This is a genomic window from Kitasatospora sp. NPDC050463 (assembly GCF_040655255.1).
Classification (GTDB): Bacteria; Actinomycetota; Actinomycetes; order Streptomycetales; family Streptomycetaceae; genus Kitasatospora.
In genome coordinates, this window is the sequence record NZ_JBFAJO010000235.1 from 1 (window position 1) to 1,126 (window position 1,126).

Sequence of the window (1,126 nt, forward strand, 5' to 3'; positions counted from 1 at the left end):
CCATCTGATCGACGCCTGCCTCACCGAGACCGGACTGATCATGGACGGCTGAGCTCAGCAACAGCCGACATCACGCAATCAAGTTCAGTAGCGGGCGGCGAGACCCGAAGAGGCTTCGACAACGATGACTTCCTGGTCCACGTTGAGGATCTGACCGGTATGCACCCAACCAACCGACTTGAAGGCAGCGCTAAAGCGAGTCCTGGATGGGGAGGACGTTACCGTCAATGTGACTCACGACAATAACGTCGACTGGGAGTACTCCGCGTCAGAGCCGATTCACGTCGGCCGCTGGGCCACCGCCCGCCGCCTGCTGCACGACGACACCCTGCGGACCGAAGACCGCCTTGCCGGCCTGCTGCTGATCCTCTACGCCCAGTGGCCCGCAGCGATCTCCCGACTGACCATCGGCCACATCGACGAGGACAACGGCACCGTCCGCATCCGCCTCGGCGACGTCCCGGTCGCCCTGCCCGCACCCCTGGGAGAGCTGGCCCTGCAACAGGTCGCCGTCCAGCGCAGTCATGCCGTCCTCGCCCGGACAACTTCCCCCTGGCTCTTCCCTGGCGGCCAGCCCGGCCGCCCGATCAGCATCTGGGCCATAGGCGAACGGCTCCGCAAGCTCGGAATCCGCCTCGCCGAGACCCGCTCCACCGCCCTGTCCCAGCTCGCCACCGAACTGCCCTCCGCGATCCTCGCCCGCACCCTCGGTATCCACATCACCGTCGCCGTCAAATGACAGCGAGCCGCAGCCGACGTCAGCCAACGCGCCAACGCCAGAGATCGCACAATCCAACCCAACCCGTGACGACCGACCCACTACACCCGCGAGGGGTTATGCGGACCTACCGCTACAAAGTCCAGACCAGCCGCTACGGCCTCTTCCTCGGTGTCACCGCCGAGGCCGTCCAGCTGAATGCCCCTCCGATCAATGGCAACCAGGTCAGCGATCGAGTCTGGATGGACACCAGTCGAGTCCAAAATTTCTACAGCGGAAAGAAGCTGGAGCTCAACGGTCGAGAGATCGCCTGGTTGAACCGCCCCGTGTTCAGTGGAGACTCGATTTCGTGTAAGGATTCGAGTCATGGCACGTCCCTCCTCCTACCCGCCTGAGCTGCGCCGTCGT

At 64.2% G+C, this 1,126-nt stretch carries 2 protein-coding genes; both read left to right on the top strand.

Annotation, left to right across the window (positions count from 1 at the left end):
- Positions 1–229 precede the first annotated feature (229 nt).
- Positions 230–739 (top strand): hypothetical protein, encoded by a 510-nt coding sequence (locus tag AB0J08_RS41715; protein ID WP_360645463.1) that lies wholly within the window; start codon positions 230–232, stop codon positions 737–739.
- Positions 740–837: 98 nt separating this feature from the next.
- Complete coding sequence (locus AB0J08_RS41720) at positions 838–1,113, top strand: hypothetical protein (RefSeq protein ID WP_360645466.1); 276 nt, start codon at positions 838–840, stop codon at positions 1,111–1,113.
- Positions 1,114–1,126: the final 13 nt, after the last annotated feature.

What these genes read in the sequence shown, in the direction of transcription:
- AB0J08_RS41720 (WP_360645466.1), top strand. Translation starts at nt 838, where the DNA reads ATGCGGACCTACCGCTACAAAGTCCAGACCAGCCGCTACGGCCTCTTC.